A 610-nucleotide genomic window follows, 5' to 3' on the forward strand; every position below is an offset into this window, starting at 1 on the left:
ATCGAGTAGGAGGGAAATCTGAGTGATTTCCCGACCTCTCACACCACCGTGCGTACCGTTCGGTACACGGCGGTTCAGTCAACTTAACAAGTAACACACCTTTCGGTGTAGTAATCTAACATTGAGATTAATCCAAAACGGGTTAGTCTTTCTTTTGTAACGGCTACATTCATGGCACCGCCTTGACAGCAGTGTGCGATTCTCGCACCATTATAAGCCGTTGAGTACGCTAGTTTCTTATATACCCCTAGCTTTATTAAGTTCTTCGCGCGATTCTGTGGAGTTTTCCAATGTTTCCATATACACATGCGCAATCGAAATCTTATGCTTTGGTCGAGCGTGGCACATAACACCTTCATACTACCTATTTTAAAGTAGTTAATCCACCCTCTGATAAGCTGATTAAGTTTCTCAACCTTATAGCTGTTACTAACGCCCCAGCTACGACAAGTGAGTTCTTTCATTCGCCTCTTGAACTTTGCTACTGATTTTGCATGTGGTTTTGCCTTAAATTGGTGTGCTCTTGAATCAAAGTAGAATCCGAAACCCAGATATTTCAATCCTCTTGGTCTATCTACTTTGCTCTTGGTCATGTTAACTTTGAGTCCTA

General features: G+C 42.3%; 1 protein-coding gene. It reads right to left on the reverse strand.

Features of this window, described 5'->3' with window-relative positions; all coding sequences use genetic code 11:
* Window positions 1–83 precede the first annotated feature (83 nt).
* The coding region (locus DW650_RS19410; RefSeq protein ID WP_279217108.1) for a group II intron maturase-specific domain-containing protein at window positions 84–610 on the reverse strand (527 nt) is incomplete at its 5' end.

This window comes from Roseburia sp. AM23-20, from assembly GCF_003470905.1.
In the GTDB taxonomy this organism is placed as follows: Bacteria; Bacillota; Clostridia; order Lachnospirales; family Lachnospiraceae; genus Roseburia; species Roseburia rectibacter.